Annotated in this window: 20 protein-coding genes and 1 tRNA gene; 12 read left to right on the top strand and 9 right to left on the bottom strand. The window is 65.5% G+C overall.

Going from position 1 to position 17,840, the window contains the following annotated elements:
• Positions 1-89: 89 nt before the first annotated feature.
• Both ABB29_RS04595 and ABB29_RS04590 read right to left on the bottom strand, forming a co-directional pair.
• Positions 90-177, bottom strand: a tRNA-Ser gene (locus ABB29_RS04595).
• A 185-nt stretch (positions 178-362) separates the two neighbouring features.
• Positions 363-1,343 (bottom strand): LysR family transcriptional regulator, encoded by a 981-nt coding sequence (locus ABB29_RS04590; RefSeq protein WP_057657429.1) that lies wholly within the window; start codon positions 1,341-1,343, stop codon positions 363-365.
• Between the two features lie 115 nt (positions 1,344-1,458).
• Here ABB29_RS04590 and ABB29_RS04585 point away from each other — a divergent pair, with 115 nt between their 5' ends.
• A complete protein-coding gene (locus ABB29_RS04585) occupies positions 1,459-2,028 on the top strand; it encodes an FMN-dependent NADH-azoreductase (RefSeq protein ID WP_057657428.1) in 570 nt (189 codons plus the stop codon).
• A 75-nt stretch (positions 2,029-2,103) separates the two neighbouring features.
• On the opposite strand, the gene serS is transcribed toward ABB29_RS04585, so the two are convergent.
• Positions 2,104-3,384, bottom strand: coding sequence for a serine--tRNA ligase (gene serS / locus ABB29_RS04580; protein WP_057657427.1), 1,281 nt, complete (start codon positions 3,382-3,384; stop codon positions 2,104-2,106).
• A gap of 115 nt (positions 3,385-3,499) precedes the next feature.
• Between serS and ABB29_RS04575 the strand changes: the two genes are divergently transcribed.
• Both ABB29_RS04575 and ABB29_RS04570 read left to right on the top strand, forming a co-directional pair.
• Positions 3,500-4,159, top strand: coding sequence for an energy transducer TonB (locus ABB29_RS04575; RefSeq protein WP_057657426.1), 660 nt, complete (start codon positions 3,500-3,502; stop codon positions 4,157-4,159).
• Positions 4,160-4,289: 130 nt separating this feature from the next.
• Entirely contained in the window at positions 4,290-4,835 is a 546-nt protein-coding gene (locus ABB29_RS04570; protein WP_057657425.1) for an energy transducer TonB, read from the top strand.
• A gap of 156 nt (positions 4,836-4,991) precedes the next feature.
• Here ABB29_RS04570 and aroA read toward each other — a convergent pair whose 3' ends face one another.
• From aroA to serC, 3 genes are read right to left on the bottom strand one after another with little or no spacing between them, the layout of a single operon-like run.
• Positions 4,992-6,299 (bottom strand): 3-phosphoshikimate 1-carboxyvinyltransferase, encoded by a 1,308-nt coding sequence (aroA, locus tag ABB29_RS04565; protein WP_057657424.1) that lies wholly within the window; start codon positions 6,297-6,299, stop codon positions 4,992-4,994.
• A complete protein-coding gene (gene pheA, locus ABB29_RS04560) occupies positions 6,296-7,516 on the bottom strand; it encodes a prephenate dehydratase (RefSeq protein WP_057657423.1) in 1,221 nt (406 codons plus the stop codon). Before pheA ends, aroA begins: the two co-directional genes overlap by 4 nt.
• 45 nt (positions 7,517-7,561) lie before the next feature.
• The gene (gene serC / locus ABB29_RS04555) at positions 7,562-8,647 is read right to left on the bottom strand and encodes a phosphoserine transaminase (RefSeq protein ID WP_057657422.1); all 1,086 of its coding nucleotides are present in this window, start codon (positions 8,645-8,647) and stop codon (positions 7,562-7,564) included.
• A gap of 223 nt (positions 8,648-8,870) precedes the next feature.
• Between serC and msrP the strand changes: the two genes are divergently transcribed.
• Together msrP and msrQ are read left to right on the top strand one after the other, a co-directional pair.
• A complete protein-coding gene (gene msrP, locus ABB29_RS04550; protein ID WP_057657421.1) occupies positions 8,871-9,839 on the top strand; it encodes a protein-methionine-sulfoxide reductase catalytic subunit MsrP in 969 nt (322 codons plus the stop codon).
• Positions 9,840-9,898: 59 nt separating this feature from the next.
• Entirely contained in the window at positions 9,899-10,528 is a 630-nt protein-coding gene (gene msrQ, locus ABB29_RS04545; protein WP_057657420.1) for a protein-methionine-sulfoxide reductase heme-binding subunit MsrQ, read from the top strand.
• On the opposite strand, the gene ABB29_RS04540 is transcribed toward msrQ, so the two are convergent.
• Positions 10,497-11,294 carry an FHA domain-containing protein gene (locus tag ABB29_RS04540; RefSeq protein WP_057657419.1) on the bottom strand — a complete coding sequence of 266 codons (798 nt, stop codon included), beginning with the start codon at positions 11,292-11,294 and terminating at the stop codon, positions 10,497-10,499. The two genes, msrQ and ABB29_RS04540, sit on opposite strands and share 32 nt — an antisense overlap.
• A gap of 109 nt (positions 11,295-11,403) precedes the next feature.
• On the opposite strand from ABB29_RS04540, the gene ABB29_RS04535 reads away from it, so the two are divergent.
• Entirely contained in the window at positions 11,404-11,679 is a 276-nt protein-coding gene (locus ABB29_RS04535) for a polyhydroxyalkanoic acid system family protein (protein WP_057657418.1), read from the top strand.
• 31 nt (positions 11,680-11,710) lie between these two features.
• Here ABB29_RS04535 and ABB29_RS04530 read toward each other — a convergent pair whose 3' ends face one another.
• Complete coding sequence (locus ABB29_RS04530; protein WP_057657417.1) at positions 11,711-12,427, bottom strand: DUF8198 family protein; 717 nt, start codon at positions 12,425-12,427, stop codon at positions 11,711-11,713.
• A 157-nt stretch (positions 12,428-12,584) separates the two neighbouring features.
• On the opposite strand from ABB29_RS04530, the gene ABB29_RS04525 reads away from it, so the two are divergent.
• The 5 genes from ABB29_RS04525 to ABB29_RS04505 all read left to right on the top strand — a co-directional run bounded on the left by ABB29_RS04525 (position 12,585) and on the right by ABB29_RS04505 (position 16,214).
• A complete protein-coding gene (locus tag ABB29_RS04525; RefSeq protein WP_057657416.1) occupies positions 12,585-13,241 on the top strand; it encodes a phasin family protein in 657 nt (218 codons plus the stop codon).
• 318 nt (positions 13,242-13,559) lie between these two features.
• Entirely contained in the window at positions 13,560-14,468 is a 909-nt protein-coding gene (locus ABB29_RS04520; RefSeq protein WP_057657415.1) for a restriction endonuclease, read from the top strand.
• A gap of 128 nt (positions 14,469-14,596) precedes the next feature.
• Positions 14,597-14,854, top strand: a complete 258-nt coding sequence (locus ABB29_RS04515; RefSeq protein WP_057657414.1) for an acyl-CoA-binding protein — start codon at positions 14,597-14,599, stop codon at positions 14,852-14,854.
• A 3-nt stretch (positions 14,855-14,857) separates the two neighbouring features.
• A complete protein-coding gene (locus tag ABB29_RS04510; RefSeq protein ID WP_057657413.1) occupies positions 14,858-15,484 on the top strand; it encodes a TetR/AcrR family transcriptional regulator in 627 nt (208 codons plus the stop codon).
• Positions 15,485-15,539: 55 nt separating this feature from the next.
• A complete protein-coding gene (locus ABB29_RS04505) occupies positions 15,540-16,214 on the top strand; it encodes a hypothetical protein (protein ID WP_057657412.1) in 675 nt (224 codons plus the stop codon).
• A 46-nt stretch (positions 16,215-16,260) separates the two neighbouring features.
• Here the strand turns inward: ABB29_RS04505 and ABB29_RS16300 are convergent, their stop codons facing one another.
• Positions 16,261-16,569: a hypothetical protein gene (locus ABB29_RS16300; protein WP_157062491.1), complete on the bottom strand. Its 309-nt coding sequence runs from the start codon at positions 16,567-16,569 to the stop codon at positions 16,261-16,263.
• A gap of 41 nt (positions 16,570-16,610) precedes the next feature.
• On the opposite strand from ABB29_RS16300, the gene ABB29_RS04500 reads away from it, so the two are divergent.
• Positions 16,611-17,780, top strand: a complete 1,170-nt coding sequence (locus ABB29_RS04500) for a flagellin (RefSeq protein WP_057657411.1) — start codon at positions 16,611-16,613, stop codon at positions 17,778-17,780.
• Positions 17,781-17,840: the final 60 nt, after the last annotated feature.

The following is a 17,840-nucleotide window of genomic DNA, read 5'->3' as shown; positions in this document are numbered from 1 at the left end:
CCACGCCTTGAGCATGCAAATCTGGGATTACCCCGACAGCGTGCTCCAGCAAAGCTGGACCCCATACCCCAGCAACTGTTTGTTTTTATTGGCGGAAGGAGTGGGATTCGAACCCACGGATGGTTGCCCATCGCTGGTTTTCAAGACCAGTGCCTTAAACCGCTCGGCCATCCTTCCGTTGTACCTACATCAAATTTCAAGACCGGTGCCTTGAATTGCTCGGCCATCTTTCCGTTACTGCTTCATTGTTCCGCGCCGGTTTGATCATCAGCTACGCTGATGTTCGCTGCGGTCTGCGGGATCCGTCACTACTTGCTGCGGCGACGGCGCGGCGCATTTTCGCATGAACCGGGGCAAATTGCTCAGCGGGCCTTGGCGATGGCGGACTGGATGGCGGCTTCGGCCTGTTCGGCGCATTTGCCGCCGCAGTCCAAGCGCGAGGCTTCGATCTGCTGTGGCAGGTGTTCGGCCAGGAAGTCGATGAACACCCGCACCGCCGGCAGCAGGCCGCGCCGGGACGCGAACACCGCGTGGCAGATGCCCTGCGGCAGGCTCCATTCGGGCAGCACCACTTCCAGCTCGCCGTTGCGCACGGCCTCGGCGCAGACGGTTTCCGGCAACAGGGTGATGCCAAACCCGTCCTTGGCCATCGATTGCAGCAGCGGGAAATCGAAACCGGCCAGGCGTGGTTGCAGGTCGACACGGCGTACCTCGCCGCCCGGACCATGCAGTTCCCAGCGCTGGCGGGCCTCGTCCTCGCTGATGCTGAGGGTGACGTGGTCGGCCAGCTGGCCGGGGTCGGTCGGGCGGCCGGCGCGGTTGAGGTATTTGGGGCTGGCGACCAGCAGTTCCTGGATCTGGCCGAAGCTGCGCATCACCAGGCTGCCATCGTCATCGAGCTTGGCGCGCACCCGCAGGGCGATGTCATAGCCCTCGTTGATGATGTCAACGCGGCGGTTGTTGACGTGCAGTTGCAGGCGCACCTGCGGGTATTTGTCGAGGAACTTGGGCAGGATTTTCGGCAGCTGCATCTGCGCCACCGCCACCGGCACGCTGACCCGGACGATGCCGCGCGGCTCGGCGCTGAGCCGATCCACTACTTCGCGCGCGGCCTGGGCCTCGGCCAGCATGGTCTGCGCGTGGCGATGCACGCTCATGCCGACATCGGTGACCGCGAAGCGGCGGGTCGAACGCTGCAACAGGCGCACGCCGAGGTCGGTTTCGAGCTGACTGATGCGCCGGCTCAGGCGCGACTTTGGGATGCCCAGCGCGCGTTCGGCGGCAGCGAAACCACCGTGGTCGACGACCACCGCGAAGTAATAAAGGTCATTGAGATCATGCATGGATTGGCACCACAGACAGAACAATCAGTGACATTTGACCACCTTTATCCCAACAAGGCAACGATCTATCGTTTCATCCAACGCGGCACGGCCGCACTGGAACGAAGACCAAGACATGAAACTCCTGCACATCGACAGCAGCGCCCTCGGCGCCCAATCCGTCAGCCGTGAGCTCAGTGCGGCCATCGTAGCGCGTTGGGCCGACACGGTGCCCGGCCTGGAAGTCATCCATCGTGACCTGGACAGCGAGCCGCTGCCCCATCTTACCGGCAAGTCACTGGCCGGCGCCGATGCCGACGAGGCCGCGCGCACGCTGGCGCAGTTCCAGCAGGCCGACGTGCTGGTGATCGGCGCGCCGATGTACAACTTTTCGGTACCGTCGACGCTGAAGGCCTGGATCGACCGGATCGCGGTGGCCGGCAAGACCTTCCGCTACACCGAGAACGGGCCGGAAGGCCTGGCCGGTGGCAAGACCGTGATCATCGCCAGCGCCCGCGGCGGTATCCACAGCAACGCGCCGACCGATTTCCAGGAGCCATTCCTGCGCCAGGTTTTCGGCTTCCTGGGCATCACCGATATCCATTTCGTGCGGGCCGAAGGCATTGCCTATTCGCCGCAGCACCGCACCGACGCGATTGCCGCGGCGCTGGCCAGCATCCCGGCACCGTTGCGCAAGGCGGCGTGAGGCAAGCGGTGAGTCTTCACTGCTGGAGCTGCCTGGAAAATCAGCGGGGCAAGCCCCGCTCTACCCGGGGCGCACTCAGCGGATGACGTCAATACCGTCCATGTACGGGCGCAGTACCTCGGGCACGCTGATCGAGCCGTCGGCGTTCTGGTAGTTTTCCATCACCGCGATCAGGGCGCGGCCGACGGCGGTGCCGGAGCCATTGAGGGTATGCACCGGTTCGGGCTTGCCGGTTTCCGGGTTGCGCCAGCGCGCCTGCAGGCGGCGGGCCTGGAAATCCTCGCAGTTCGAGCACGAGGAAATCTCGCGGTAGGTGTCCTGCGACGGCAGCCACACTTCCAGATCGTAAGTCTTGGTCGCCGAGAAGCCCATGTCGCCGCTGCACAACAACATGCGCTTGTAAGGCAGGCCCAGCTTTTCCAGCACCACTTCGGCGCAGCGGGTCATCCGCTCGAGTTCGTCGTAGCTGTCGGCCGGTCGCGCTATCGACACCATTTCGACTTTCTCGAACTGGTGCTGGCGGATCATGCCGCGGGTGTCGCGGCCGTGGCTGCCGGCTTCGGCGCGGAAACACAGCGAATGCGCGGTCATCCGCTGCGGCAACACCGCGTCGTCGACGATTTCATCGCGGACGATATTGGTCAGCGACACTTCCGCGGTCGGAATCAGGTAGCGCTGGCTGTCGCCGACGTCGGTGGCGAACAGATCATCGGCGAACTTCGGCAGTTGGCCCGTCCCACGCAGTGATTCGGCATTGACGATCACCGGCACGTTGGTTTCCTCGTAGCCGTGCTCGTTGCTGTGCAGGTCCAGCATGAACTGGGCCAGGGCACGGTGCAGGCGCGCCAGCTGGCCGCGCAATACCGTGAAACGCGCACCAGACAATTTGGCGCCGGCATCGCCATCAAGCCAGCCATGGCGGGCGCCCAGTTCGACGTGGTCCTTGACCGCGAAATCGAATGCGCGCGGCTCGCCCCAGCGGTGCTGTTCGACGTTGTCGTTCTCGTCGTTGCCGTGCGGCACGCTGGCGTGCGGCAGGTTGGGAATGCCCAGCGCGATGGCTTCAATCTGCGCGCGGATCTCGTCCAGCTTGATTTCCGATGCCTTCAGCTCCTCGCCAAAGCCGGCGACTTCAGCCATCAGTGGCGCCACGTCCTCACCCTTGGCCTTGGCCTGGCCGATCGCCTTGGAGCGGGTGTTGCGCAGGTTCTGCAGTTCCTGGGTGCGGGTCTGGATCTGCTTGCGGCTGGCTTCCAGGCGCTCCAGCGCGGACACGTCCAGATCAAAGCCACGGCTGGCTTTCAGGCGCTGGGCCAGTTCGGCGGGCTGGGTTCGGAGGAGGACGGGGTCAAGCATCGGCAGGCCATCATGTTGCGTGGGAGGCAGCGATTATCGCCTTTTATCGCCGCCGCTGCCTGCAACGATTAACCCTCGATGTGACAGAATCACCCCACTCCGCAAGGTCTCTGTCATGTCCGCCAGCCGTTCGCCGCAACCCTCGTCATCGCAGTCCGAGTTCGTGTTCCGCCTGCCCCGCCGCGCCTTGCGGATTGCCGGGATCGCGTTTGCCGCAGGCCTGCTGTTGTTCGTGCTGGTGTGGTGGCTGGGACGCGACAAGGGTTTCTACAAACCCGAACCGGTGGCCAGGGATGCTGGCAGCCTGGTCGATGCCCTGCCCGAACCGATGTCGACCCGTGGCGGCGCCAGCGGCATGGAAAAGCCGGCCGACGTGGCGCCAGCCGAGCGTCCGCAACTGGTCCAGGAACCGGTCGCCGCGCCCGCCCCCAGCGCGCCGCCGCCGACCATCGTCGAGCCGCCGGTGGCACCGGTCGCCAGCGGCGTGCCCCTGGCCAGTGGCGAAAGCCCGCAACCCCGTGCCGGTTTCAGTCCGGCACCGGAATATCCGGCGTCGGCGATTCGTCGCGGCGACAGCGGCACCGTGCTGCTGCGCGTGGATGTTGATGCCGAGGGCAACCCGACCAAGGTGCGGGTCGAACAACGCAGCGGTTCGCGGGCGCTGGACCGCGCCGCGGTATCGGCGGTCAAACGCTGGAAGTTCAATCCCGGCCAGCGCGATGGCCAGCCGATCCCCGGCAGCGTCACGGTTCCGGTCGATTTCACCCTGAAATAGGCATCGCCGCTTGTGCATGCATGGCCTGCACAAGCCTGAACCCAATACGCGGGCTTCACTGGCGACTCACCTGTCGGCAACATTGACGACGCTATGACTGTCAGCGTCCCAACGTTGAAGGAGTCAGGCGATGAGTACAGTCCACTACCAAGACACGACGCCCGAGCACGCGCAGGAACCACTGCAGGCGCCGCGGCGTGTTTCCCCGGTCGCATGGTTGCTGCTGGCGCTGCTGGTCATCGCCGCCGGCGCCTGGTGGCTGGGACGAGTGCAGCCGGCCAGCCCGACCCTGGTCGACACCAGCACTCCGCTGCCTGCCACGCAACCGGCGCCCGTGGCGACCACGCCAGCGCCGGTGGCCGACAAGCCGGTGACACGCCGCACGCCTGCTTCACCGCCGCCGGCACGCGCTGCGCGACCGTTGGCCAGCAATGCGCAACCGAAATATCCGGCGGCGGCGTTGCGTTCGGGCATCGGTGGTACTGTGCTGGTACGGGCCAACGTCAGCGCTTATGGCGTGCCTGCTGATGTCGATATCGTCAAGCGCAGTGGCAACCGCGATCTGGATCGTGCCGCTGTCAATGCCGTGCGTCATTGGCGCTTCGAGCCGGCCCAGGCCAACGGCAAGCGCGTTGCCAGCCTGGTCCAGGTGCCGGTCGAATTCAAGCCGATGTAACGGCGACGCTCGTGTAACCTCGTGTAACCTCGTGTAACTAACTTCGTGTAACGGCGGTGCTACTCGACCGTCTACCCGCTGCGGGAGCGTCATCGACGCTCCCGCTTTTGTCTGCCTGCCGCAGCGGCGGAGTGCAGCCGCAAGCCGCGGGATCGATCAGGCGTCGCGCAGGGCGAAACCGCTGGCACGGGCCAGGTCATCAAAGCCGGGGAACGAGGTAGCGACGTTGGCGATGTCAGCAATCCTGACCTCGCCCTGGCTGCATTGGCCGGCAATCGCGAATGCCATCGCGATGCGGTGATCGCCATGGCTTTGCACACTGCCGCCGCGCAAAGGTCCTGGATGGATGGTCGCCCCGTCCGGTGTCTCATCAATCTGCAGGCCCAGCGCGCGCAGGCCAGTGGCCATGCTGGCCAGGCGATCCGATTCCTTGACCCGCAACTCCGCCGCCCCGCTGACCCGGGTCGGACCCAGCGCGCAGGCCGCGGCGACGAACAGCGCCGGGAACTCGTCAATCATGTCCGGCACCAGTTCCACCGGCACCTCGATGCCATGCAAGGGGGCATGCCGGACCAGCAGATCGGCGACCGTCTCGCCGCCGTGTTCGGCGCGGTTTTCCTCGCGGATATCGGCACCCATCAAGCGCAACGCCTGCAACAGGCCGGTGCGACGCGGATTCAGTCCAACCGCCTGCAGACGCAATTCGGAACCGGGCACGATGCTGGCGGCGACCAGGAAAAACGCCGCCGATGAAAAATCCGCTGGCACCGCGATGTCGGTGGCGCGCAGCCGTTGTCCGCCGCGCAGGCACGCATGTCCAGGCGAGAATTCGATGTCCGCGCCGAATGCGGCCAGCATCCGTTCGGTGTAATCACGGGTCGGATGGGGTTCGCGCACCGTGGTTTCGCCCTGCGCGTAGAGGCCGGCCAGCAGCACCGCCGACTTGACCTGGGCACTGGCGACTTCCAGCGTGTAATCAATGCCGTGCAGGCTCTGGCCGCCGTGCACCCGCAGCGGCGGCAAGCCGCCTTCGCGGGTGTCGATGCGCGCACCCATCTGCTGCAGCGGCGCGGTGACCCTGCGCATCGGCCGCTTGCTCAGCGATTCGTCACCGACCAGGGTGCTGTCGAACGCCTGCGCCGCCATCAACCCGGACAGCAGTCGCATGCCAGTGCCGGCATTGCCGCAATCAAGCACGCCGTCGGGGGCCCGCAGGCCATCGACGCCAACACCATGGACAATGCGTTGCGATGCCGACGGGGTGTCGATGCGCACGCCCATCCGGGCAAAAATCGCCGCGGTGGCACGGGTATCCTCGCCTTCCAGGAAGCCATCAATCCGCGACACGCCATCGGCCAGCGCCGCCAGCATGATCGCGCGGTGCGAAACCGATTTGTCGCCGGGGATGGTCAGGCTGCCGCGCAATGGCTGGCCGGTCGAGGCAATCCAGTCTTGTTGGCTCATGGCACCGCTACCGGATACGAGCCCAGCACCTTGATCTGGGCCGAATGCGCCTTCAGTTCGGCCAGCGCTTCCTTCATGCCGGGGTCGTCAATATGGCCGGCCAGATCGATGAAGAAGCCGTACTCCCACTTGGCGTGGTGCGACGGCCGCGACTCGATCCGGTTCATGCTGATGCCGTGGCGGGCAAACGGGCTGAGCACATCGAACAACGCACCCGGCTTGTCATGGATGAATACCAGCACCGAGGTACGGTCATGGCCGGAACTGGGGAAGATGCTGCGACCGATGACCAGGAAGCGGGTGGTGTTGTCGGCATCGTCCTGGATCGGGCTGGTGACGACTTTCTTCAAGCCATAGACATGGCCGGCGCTTTCGCCACCGATGCTGGCGGCGTCGTCGGCGTTGCGTGCGCGGCGGGCGCCTTCGGCGTTGCTGGAGACCGGGATCTTTTCCACCTTCGGCAGGTTGGCACGCAGCCACGACGAAGTCTGCGCGAACGACTGCGGGTGCGAATAGATGCGTTCGATATCCTCGATGCGGCCGCTGCGCGACAGCAGATACTGGTGCACCCGCAGTTCGACTTCACCGCAGATCTTGAGGTTGGAGGTCAGGAACATGTCGAGGGTGACCTGGATGGTGCCCTGCCCCGAGTTCTCCACCGGCACCACGCCAAAATCGGCGTTGCCGCTTTCCACTTCCTGGAACACTTCCTCGATGCTGCCCAGCGGCAGGCCATGCGCCGAGCGGCCGAAGTGCTTGAGCACCGCCTGCTGGCTGAAGGTGCCTTCCGGGCCGAGGAAGCCGATCTTCAGCGGCTCCTGCTGGGCCAGGCAGGCCGACATGATTTCGCGGAACACATGCACCAGCACTTCATCGCTGAGCGGGCCCTGATTGCGGTCGACCACCATCCGCAACACCTGTGCCTCGCGCTCGGGGCGGTAGTAGTCCACCGCCGCGGCCAGCTTGCCCTTGGCCTTGCCGACCTGATGGGCGAACGCGGCGCGCTCGGCAATCAGGCTCTGGATCTGGCGGTCGATGCCGTCGATCTTGCTGCGTACATCGGCCAGCACCGGGGTCGGCACAGTGGCCGGCACGGACTTGGCCTTGCCGGCCGCCTTGCCGGGCTTGGCCTTGGCGGGCCTGGCCTTGGCGGGCTTGCCCTTCCCGGTCTTGGCGACGGGCTTGGCGACGGTTTTGTTCTTCTGTTTTGCTGCCATTACGAATTCTCTCGCTGTTCTTCCTGTTGCTCGGCCATCTGCTGCTCAGCCATGGCGCTGCTGGAAATCACGCATGAAATCGACCAGGGCCTGCGCGCCGGCCACCGGCATCGCGTTGTACAGCGAGGCACGAATGCCGCCGACCGCCTTGTGGCCTTTCAGCGCCAGCAGCCCGGCTTCTCGCGACTGGCTGACGAAACGCGCGGTCAGCGTGTCGTCCGCCAGGAAGAACGGGATGTTCATCCGCGAACGCGCCGCGGCTGCGACCTCATTACGATAAAAGCCGCCGGAGTCATCGATGGCCTGGTAGACCAGCGCCGATTTGGCCGCGTTGCGGCGGGCGAACTCCTCGACCCCGCCTTCGGCCAGCATCCACTTGAACACCAGCCCGGCCAGGTACCAGTTCCAGGTTGGCGGGGTGTTGAGCATCGAGTCGCGGGCGACGTGCGAACGGTAGTCGAAGATGTCGGCGCGCGGCTGGCCTTCGCGTTGCAGCAGATCACGGCGGACGATGACCACCGACACCCCGACCGGACCGAGGTTCTTCTGCGCACCGGCATAGATCAGGCCATAGCGCGAAACGTCCACCGGCTCGGAAGCGATGCTGGAGCTGAAATCGGCGAACAACGGCACCTCGCCGGTATCAGGGGTGTTGCGGAACTCGACGCCATGGATGGTCTCGTTGGCGGTGATGTGGACGTAGGCCGCACCCTCGCTCAGCCGCCAGTGTTCGCGGGCCGGCAGATCGGTGAAGCCGCCGGCTTCGCTGCTGGCGGCGACATTGGCGGTGACGTAGTGGCGCACCTGCTTGATCGCGGTCTGGCCCCAGTGGCCGCTGACGATGTAGTCGGCTATCTGGCCAGGGGCGGCGAAGTTGAGCGCCAGCAGCGCCTGCTGGGTGGTGGCGCCGCCGGCCAGGAACATCACCGCGTAATCGTCCGGGATGGCCAGCAGCGTGCGCAGGTCGGATTCGGCCTGGGCGGCCACTTCGATGAACTCGGCACTGCGGTGGCTGATTTCGACGATCGACGCGCCAACGCCGTTCCATTCGAGCAATTCCGCCTGGGCCTGCCGCAGCACGGCTTCCGGCAAGGTGGCGGGGCCGGCACTGAAGTTGTACGCGCGCGTCATAGAGCACCTGTGAGGGGAAACCGTAGTATGCCGCAGCGCAACAGTTGCGGGGGCAACCATCACCGTCTTATTTGTGAGTCGGCCCGCCAACCACCATCGGCTAACATTGGGTTTCCGGCACGGACGCTGCCATCTTGAACCGCAACTGAGCCGGCACCGAACCATTGGCGCCGTTCGCCGTCTCTTCTAGACGACCCGGGTTGCACCGCACAGGAGTTTGGCCATGGCACTTCGCGACTTACTCAATATCCGCTCGACCGATATCACTGATGAGGCCGTCTACCGGCAGCGCCGCGACCTGATCAGCGCGATGGCGCTGGCGCCGGCGCTGACCCTGGCCGGCTGCGCCGAGGCCGAGCCGCCACCGGCGCCCAAGGTAACGGTCACCCCGGCCCAGGCCCGCGCCGGCTTCAAGACCAACGAAGAACTGACCCGCCAGGCCGATGCCACCAGCTACAACAACTTCTACGAGTTCGGCACTGGCAAGGCCGACCCCGGCAATGCCGCCAAGACCCTGCGCACCAGCCCCTGGAACGTGGCCGTCAGCGGTGAATGCGAAAAGCCTGGCACGCTGTCGCTGGATGACCTGCTGAAGGGGCTGGCCAGCGAAGAGCGCATCTACCGGCTGCGCTGCGTCGAGGGCTGGTCGATGGTGATTCCGTGGCAGGGCGTGCCGCTGGCGCAGGTGCTCAAGCGCTTCGCGCCGACCTCCAAGGCCAAGTATGTTGCCTTCACCACCCTAGCCGACCCGGTACAGATGCCCGGCATCCGCTACCGCTCGATCAACTGGCCCTACCGTGAAGGCCTGCGCATGGATGAGGCGATGAACCCGCTGACCCTGCTCGCCACCGGCATGTACGGCAAGCCGTTGCCGCAGCAGAACGGTGCGCCTTTGCGGCTGGTGGTGCCGTGGAAGTACGGCTTCAAGAGCATCAAGTCGATTGTCGAAATCAAGTTTGTCGAACGCATGCCGGAGACCGCCTGGCACGATCTGCAGCCGTCCGAGTACGGCTTCTTTTCCAACGTCAATCCGGCCGTGGACCATCCGCGCTGGAGCCAGAAAACCGAGCGCCGCATTGCTGGCAATGCCAGCAAGCTGTTTGCCGAACGCATCCCGACGCTGCCGTTCAATGGCTACGGCGAGCAGGTCGCCTCGATGTATGCCGGGATGGATCTGAAGAAATGGTTCTGATGAAGTCGCGCCCCCTCGACGCCTGGCGGCGTCATGTCGCCGCGGCGGGGCACTGACCCATGGCGCGTACTTCCAACGGCGTGATCGCCGCCAAGGTGCTGGTGCATGCGCTGGCCCTGACCCCGATCGCCATCCTGGCCTGGCAGTTCTATGACGTATGGCAGACCGGCAGCGACGCCCTCGGTGCCGACCCGGTCGCCGAAATCGAACATCGCACCGGCTTGTGGGCGCTGCGCATGCTGATGCTGGCACTGGCCATCACCCCGCTGCGGCAGCTGACCGGCAAACCGGTATTTATCCGCTTCCGGCGCATGATCGGCCTGTACGCGTTCTTCTATGCCAGCGTCCATCTGGGCGCCTACCTGCTGCTCGACCTACGTGGCTACTGGACGCAGATATTCGAGGAAATCGTTAAACGCCCGTACATCACCGTCGGCTTCACCGCCTGGCTGCTGCTGGTACCGCTGGCGGTCACCTCGACCACCGGCTGGATCCGCCGGCTGGGCCGCAACTGGGGCAAGCTGCACAAGCTGGTCTATGCGATCGGCGTACTGGCGGTGCTGCACTTCTGGTGGCTGGTCAAATCCGACATCCGCGAACCGCTGCTGTATGCCAGCATCCTGGCCGTGCTGCTGGGCTGGCGGTTGTGGAAGAAGCTCAGCCAGCGCCGAAAAGCAGCAGCGCGCTGAGCGCCGCTGCCAGCGCTGCCGCGGCCAGCAACAGCCACGGCCAGCGCAGCGCCGACCGCCGTGGCGGCAGCGTCGGCTGGGCCTGGGCGGCCGCCACGTCGTCCCCGGTATCCGCCGGCAAGTCGATGGGACCACTGCCCCACGGCACTTCCAGCACGAAACGGTGCTGACTGCCGAACACCACCTGGTCACCGGGGTTCAGCACGCTGTCGCCGGTGGCGATGCCGTTGACCAGCACGTTGCCGGACCCGCTGAAGTCACGCAGCACCGCCTGTCCGCCATGCAGTTCGATCTGGGCATGGCGATCGCCGACATCATCGATATGGATGCTGGCGCCACGGCCGCTGCCGATCAGACACGGCTGCTGCAATGGAAAACAGCGGCCATGGTAGGGCCCGCCGACGCCGCGCAGGACGATTCGCGGGTCGCCATCAATCGGCCGCTGCAGGGTCTGGTCCAGCCGTTGCGGGTCGGCCACCGGCGCCTGCAGCAGCAGCTCGACACCATCGACATAAACGGCATCGCCAGCGCGCAGCATCGCCATCCGCTTGATCGGCCGGCCGTTGACGTGGACGCCGCGCAGGCCGTTGGCAACCTGCAGCCAGCGGCCACGGCGGTCGACGCAGATGCGCGCCAGCAGTGCACCCTGCAGGTGCTCGCCGACGCCCACATTGCCGGATGCCTCGCGTACGATCCGATGCGCCCCCATGTCCAGGGGATGATCGGCCATGGCGCGGTTGGGAAAATGCAATCGCAGCTTGTTCATCCGGCGGCAAACTCACGGGCGGTGGCTGGTGGCGGCCGGCAGGGCGGATGCGCCGCTATGCCGTTGGCCTCGGGTTACGCACAATACACTGATTCAGGAGGAGAGTTTCATGGCCAGCATCGATATCCAGCACCCGCACAGCAAGTCCCCGCAGCAGGCCCGCGAGGCGGTGGACGAAGTGGCGCGCAAATTGTCCGAGCGCTTCGACGTCAGCTGCCAGTGGGATGGCGACGTGCTCAACTTCAAGCGGTCTGGCGTTGATGGCTGCATCGAACTGCAACCCAACCAACTGCACGTGACCGCCAACCTGGGCTTCCTGCTGTCGGCGATGAAGAGCCCGATTGAATCGGAAATCCGCCGGGTGCTGGACGAAAAATTCGTCTGACGCACGCACGAGGCGGTCGCGGCCAGCGCTGCTAATCATCGAATGGCCGCGGATCGCCGTCAAACAGGCGCTGGCTGAGTTCGCGCTCGCCGGCCACGATCCCGGCAACAAAGCCCTCGCTGTCGTCCAGCGCCGAGAAGGCGGCAAATCCGCGCTCGAGGAACCCCTGCAGCGCCTGCACGCCGGCGGCCTTGGCCGGTCCCCTCGACAAGCGCAACAACATCGACACGCCCGGCATCCGCACCGCCCTGGCCAAGCCCTTGCCGAGGCGCTCGATCAGATCTATCTGGCGCTCGCGCAGACGCCAGTGACCGACATCACGATAAGCCTGCGTATACAACGCCGCATCCAGCCGCCTGCGACGCGGCGCCAACCGGCGTAGTGCCGCGGCCATCTGCAGATCCAGTGCCTGGGTGACCGCCGCCAGTTCCAGGCCATCACTGACCACCTGCAGCACGATCGCCGGCAGCAGCCGCTGCATCATCGGGATGACTTTGGCGATGTCGGCATCGCGGCGGCTGAAATCCTGGGCGCCGTAGACATCGCTGAGGAAGAACATCAGCGCGGCGCGCTGCGCGGGGTCATCCAGCAAGCTGGCATGGCTGTGCCGCAATCGCTGCGCCTGCCACTGGCGCAGTTGCGGTAGCCACGCCGACTGGTTGAGCGGATGGCAATCGGGATCCTGCAGCTGCCGATGCCAGTCCAGCCGCCTGCCGACGCGCCGGGCAATGGGGGAATGGGCGACCATGGCCCGATGATGGCGATCCCGGATGCCAGCGACAAGCCGCGACCGGCCGCGTGCTTGCGGATGCGCACCTGGCTGCGGTCGCCAGCGATGCACGGGTGGTGTGAAAGCTCTAGAACAAAATCCGATGGTGGTGTGGTGACATCCACCAAGGAGACTTATGGCTACCGTGAAGAAACCCCGCAAGCCGGCATCCAGCGACAGCGAAAACTTCCAGCAACAGGCCGAGCATCTTTCCCGCAGCCTCGGTGAATCGGCGCAACAGGTCTGGCTGGCCGGCGTCGGCGCCTTCGCCCGTGCGCAGGCCGAAGGCAGCAAATTGTTCGAGACGCTGGCCCGTGAGGGCGCCGAGCTCGAGCAGAGCACCCGCCGCACCACCCAGCAGAAAGTCGAGGCAGTGCGCGAGGCGGTGGAGGCCAGCGTCGGCCAGGCCCGTGACCGGGCCAGCGATACCTGGGGACGGCTGGAAAAGGTATTCGAGCAACGCGTGCAGCAGGCACTGCGGCGACTGGATGTACCCGGCCGTGAAGACATGGCCTCGCTGATTGAACGGGTCGACGAACTCAATGCCCAGTTGCGCGAGCTCAACCCGGTGCGCGCGTCCGCGACAACGACCAGCGGTCGTGCGCGCCGGGCCACGGCGACGCCGGCAGCGGCCGCCCGCAAGGCGCCACGCAGTGCGGTCAAGCGGGCAACGGTCAAGACCGCCACCGCCAAACCGGCCAACTCACCGGCCCGCAAGAGCGTCAAGAAAGTGGCGGCAAGGAAGCCGGCCAGCGGCGCCCCGCGCGGTCGTGGCCGGTCGCCGGGGCAATGACGCCACACAGATGAACAGCACCTATCGCAGGTGTTCCAAAGCCCGCTGATTTGTTGCACGACAGCAAGCAAACGAGCAACAATCGAAGTGCCCGCCAGTCCACCGAAGTACGTATGCTCCCCTCCCCTTACGACTTCGGACTGGCGGGCTTTTTATTGTCGCCAGCGCTCCGATGCCAATTGCATACCTGTATGCAGACGCCACGTTGATCACGCGTTGCGGCCACGACCTTTGCTATTTTTTCCCTTCACTGGCGATTCGTTCGACTCCATGCCCGTCTGGTTACCCGGTTTAGCAGCTGCCCTTGTTTTCGGAAGCGTGGCCACGCTGTATTTCTGGCTGTTCCGTCGCCGCCGCGACGAGCAGCACGCCGGCCTGCTGGCGATGTCCAGCATGCGTTGGCGCGAGTTCTCGCAACTGGTGCTGGCGGCGATGGAAAAGCGCGGCCTCAAGCAGGCGCCATCGGCGGCCGATGAATCACGCATGCCCAAGGCCAGTTTCGTGCTGACCCAGGGCAACCAGCGCTGGCTGCTGTCATGCAAGCATGGATCGGCCTATCGCATCGGCAGCAGCTCGGTCGAGGACCTGGCCGCCAGCGTGCGTCTGACCGGCGTCAACGGCGCCATCCTGGTCACCGACGGCCATGTCCAGAAATCCGGTCGCGAGGCCGTGCTCGGCCAGCGTATCGAACTGCTGCACGGCAATCGCTTGTGGCGGGAAATCAAGCCGTTGTTGCCGCTGGACACGGCCCGCGAACTGCTGGCCGGCGCGCGCCAGCGCGCCATCCGCCACAGCGCCATTGCCTGGTTGGCCGCACTGGCGCTGGGCGCGCTGGTCAGCGTCGGCATGCAGCGACTGCGCCAGACCGATGCGCCGGCGCCCATCGAGCCCGCCGCTCCGGCCACGGCCACGGCCGCTGCTGCGCCCGCCGCGACTGTGGTCGCTGCCACGGACACTGACGCTGGCGAACCCAGCGAACAGCAGCTGGAGAGCCAGCGCGCCGATGTGTTGCGCGCCATCAACCGCATCGACGGCATTGCCCGCGCCAGCTGGCTGACCCGGATGACCCTGTCGGTCGATCTGTCCGCACAACCCGAAGACACGGTGTGGCCACGTATCTGCCAGCAACTGGAGCTGTATCCGGCACTGAGCACGGTGCGCGTGCAACTCAATCCGCCGGCAGGCAGTGAACGACGCGTGCGCTGGCGCCAGTGCCAGACCATGTAGCCGATCCGCGGCGGCAACAGGATGGCGCGACGCGCCGCCGATCATGCTGTCCTGCAACAGCCAGCCACGCGGTTGACCCTCGCCGATAGCAGTGGTGTCATGCGACACAGCCCAGGGAGGGTTATCCAATGAGCGAACTGCAACGCGATTTCGAACAGGCATCCAGCGACGTGCAGGGCCTGCCGCACCGGCCCGACAACAACACCCTGCTGCGCCTGTACGCGCTGTACAAGCAGGCGACCGAAGGCGATGTCAGCGGCAACAAGCCCGGTTTTTTCGATTTTGTCGGCACAGCCAAGCATGAAGCCTGGGGCAAACTGAAAGGCATGCCGGCCGACGAGGCCATGCGGGGCTACATCGAGCTGGTCCGGCAGTTGTCCGACTGAGCGGTGCCACGCGACACCCGCCAGCGCATCCTTGACGGCTCTCTGGCCCTGTTCAACAGCCGCGGCGAGCCCCACGTCAGCACCAACCACATCGCCGACGAACTGGAGATCAGTCCCGGCAATCTGTACTACCACTTCCGCAGCAAGGACGACATCATCGAGCACCTGTACGCCGACTACGAGGCGCGCATGGACGCGGCGCTGGCGCTGCCCGATGAGCAGCCGGCCGGTCTGGAAGATCTGTGGCTGCAACTGCACCTGGTATTCGAATGCATCTGTGAATACCGTTTCCTGCATCGGGATCTGGTCGAAATCCTCAGCCGCAACCGGCGGCTGCGGCTACGCTTCGCGCGCCTGCTGAAACGCAGCGATGCCAGCGCCCGCCAGTTGCTGGACGGCCTGCAGCAGACCGGCGCCATGCAGGCTTCGGCAGCCGAGCGCGCCGCCACCGCCAGCAATCTGGTCATGATCTCGACCTTCTGGCTCAATCACGCCGCCGCCCGGGGCGAAAACGACGAATCCGCGGCGATCCGCGACGGGATCGTGCAGGCGATGACCCTTGTTGCCCCTTTTTTGCGTGATCAGGAAAGACGGCACCTGAATGCGCTGGTCCAGGCCTATCTGGACTAGCCAGCAGTAACCGGCACAAGGGAGGCGTCCGCCGGCCCAGACCTGGAACAAGGCATTGGCAACACCGCAGCGCAAATCCCCGGTTCGAACATCGCCGCTGGCCTGGTGCCTGCGCGTTGGCATCGGCAGCCTGTGCCTGCTGGCCGGACCGCTGGCGGCGCAGACCGCAGCGGGTGCCCCGGCCCTGGACATGCAGCCAGCATTGATGGCCGCCAGTGCCCAGGACGCTGGCATGGCACCGGCGCTGGCGCGCGATTCGCTGCTGGAAGCGCTGTCGTGCCGCACCGATCTCACCGACATGCCCGGCCTGCTCGGCCGCCTGCGTGAAGAGCGGCCAGCCGATTTCATCCAGGCCCAGCGCCAGTACGCCACACCGATGATGGACAGCTATCGCCTGCGCGACGCGGTCAGCGCCTGGGGCAGCCGCAGCGACACCGTGGTGATCACCGACGACCGGGTGCTGCTGGCGATTGCCGGCGACATGCCAGCCGTCACCGCCGAGCTCGAGAAGCACCTGCAGGCCTCGGCGGATGCGCCGTTGGCCGCGGCACTGGACGAACAACATGCGCTGGTGGTGTACCAGAGCGACCAACCGGGCCTGCAGGATCTGGTGCTGGTTGGCTGCGAATACCGCCTGCCCGGCCTGTCGCTGCTGCAATCGGCCTACCCCGACATCAGCCTGCCCTCGCCGGTATCGCCGGCCAACGTGGCTACCCGCGCCACACCGTAACCAGCGCTGCATACGCCGTCACCGGCGACAGCGCACAAGCAACCCGTCATGGCGACATGGCGGGTCTTTTTTTTATCTGCGGATCGTCGCCGTCGACGTATTGACCGGCGACGTCCGGCTTCGATGACAACACGCGCCGCGAGCCCCGCCGCAGCGGACTTGTCGCCAGCTCGCGCACGGCTTGCCGTGCCGCACCCGGCAGCGATGGATACAGGCCAATCGCGGCGGTCTGCCGATGCCCGTGTCCGCCGCCGATGCAAATTTTCTTCGATCCATCGCTAAAGGTTTTCCGGCGACCGCCGTTATCCCTATCACCAACGGGGGCGACTAGCCAACCACAAAAATCCGGCAGCACCTCCGTCCATCCGCCGGGACCTAAACAAGAGGAGACGACCCATGGCACAGGTAATCAACACCAACACGATGTCACTCAACGCTCAGCGCAACCTGAGCACCAGCGGCGCTTCATTGGCCACCACCATCCAGCGTCTTTCGTCCGGCCTGCGCATCAACAGCGCCAAGGACGACGCCGCCGGCCTGGCCATCTCCGAGCGCTTCAGCACCCAGATCCGCGGCCTCGACGTGGCCGTACGCAATGCCAACGACGGCATCTCGCTGGCCCAGGTCGCCGAAGGTTCGCTGACCGAAATCGGCAACAACCTGCAGCGCATCCGCGAGTTGGCGGTGCAGTCGGCCAATGCCAGCAACTCTTCTTCCGACCGCGCCGCGCTGAATGCCGAAGTCAAGCAGCTGACCTCTGAAATCGACCGCGTCGCCAAGCAGGCCGACTTCAACGGCACCAAGCTGCTGGACGGTTCGTTCACCAGTCAGTTGTTCCAGGTCGGTGCCAATGCCGGCCAGGCGATTGCCATCGACAAAGTGGTCGATGCGCGTGCCGATTCACTGGGCAACGTCAACTTCGCCGACGCCCAGGTCGCCACCGCCGCCGCGGTTGCCGCTACCGCCGACAACAGCCTGTCGGGCCTGGCAATCAACGGGGTGACCATCGATACCGTCGAATGGAAACAAGGCGCTTCGGCAACCAGCGTCAGCAACGGCATCGCCGGTGCAATCAATGCCAAGGTCGGCGAGACCGGCGTCTATGCCTCGGTCGAGAACGACACCATCACCCTGACTTCGGTCAAGCAAGGCAAGGATTTCAGCTACACCGCCGGCACCCTGGACGTGGCCGATGAAGTCGGCCTGGCCGGCATCGCCACCGCCGCGGCCGCCGCCGATGGCGCCACCGTGTTCGCCAAGGATCTGGACATCACCAATTTCGCCGGCGCCCAGCAGGCGCTGGAAATCGTCGATGCCGCGCTGACCTCGGTCAACGGTGCGCGTGCCGACCTGGGTGCCATCCAGAACCGTTTCACCTCGGTGGTCGCCAACCTGCAGACCAGTTCGGAAAACCTGGCCGCCTCGCGCAGCCGCATCCGCGATACCGATTTCGCCAAGGAAACCGCCGAACTGACCCGCACCCAGATCCTGCAGCAGGCTGGCACCGCCATGCTCGCCCAGGCCAACCAGGTACCGCAGAACGTCTTGAGTCTGTTGCAACGCTAATTCCGGCGTCCCCGGCGGCACGGCGGGGAACGTTGGACACATCATCCCCGTGCAGACAAC

Source organism: Pseudoxanthomonas dokdonensis (assembly GCF_001431405.1).
Taxonomy (GTDB): domain Bacteria; phylum Pseudomonadota; class Gammaproteobacteria; order Xanthomonadales; family Xanthomonadaceae; genus Pseudoxanthomonas_A; species Pseudoxanthomonas_A dokdonensis.
The sequence above is the reverse complement of the archived record's forward strand: the minus strand, read 5'-3'. Positions and strand labels throughout refer to the sequence as shown.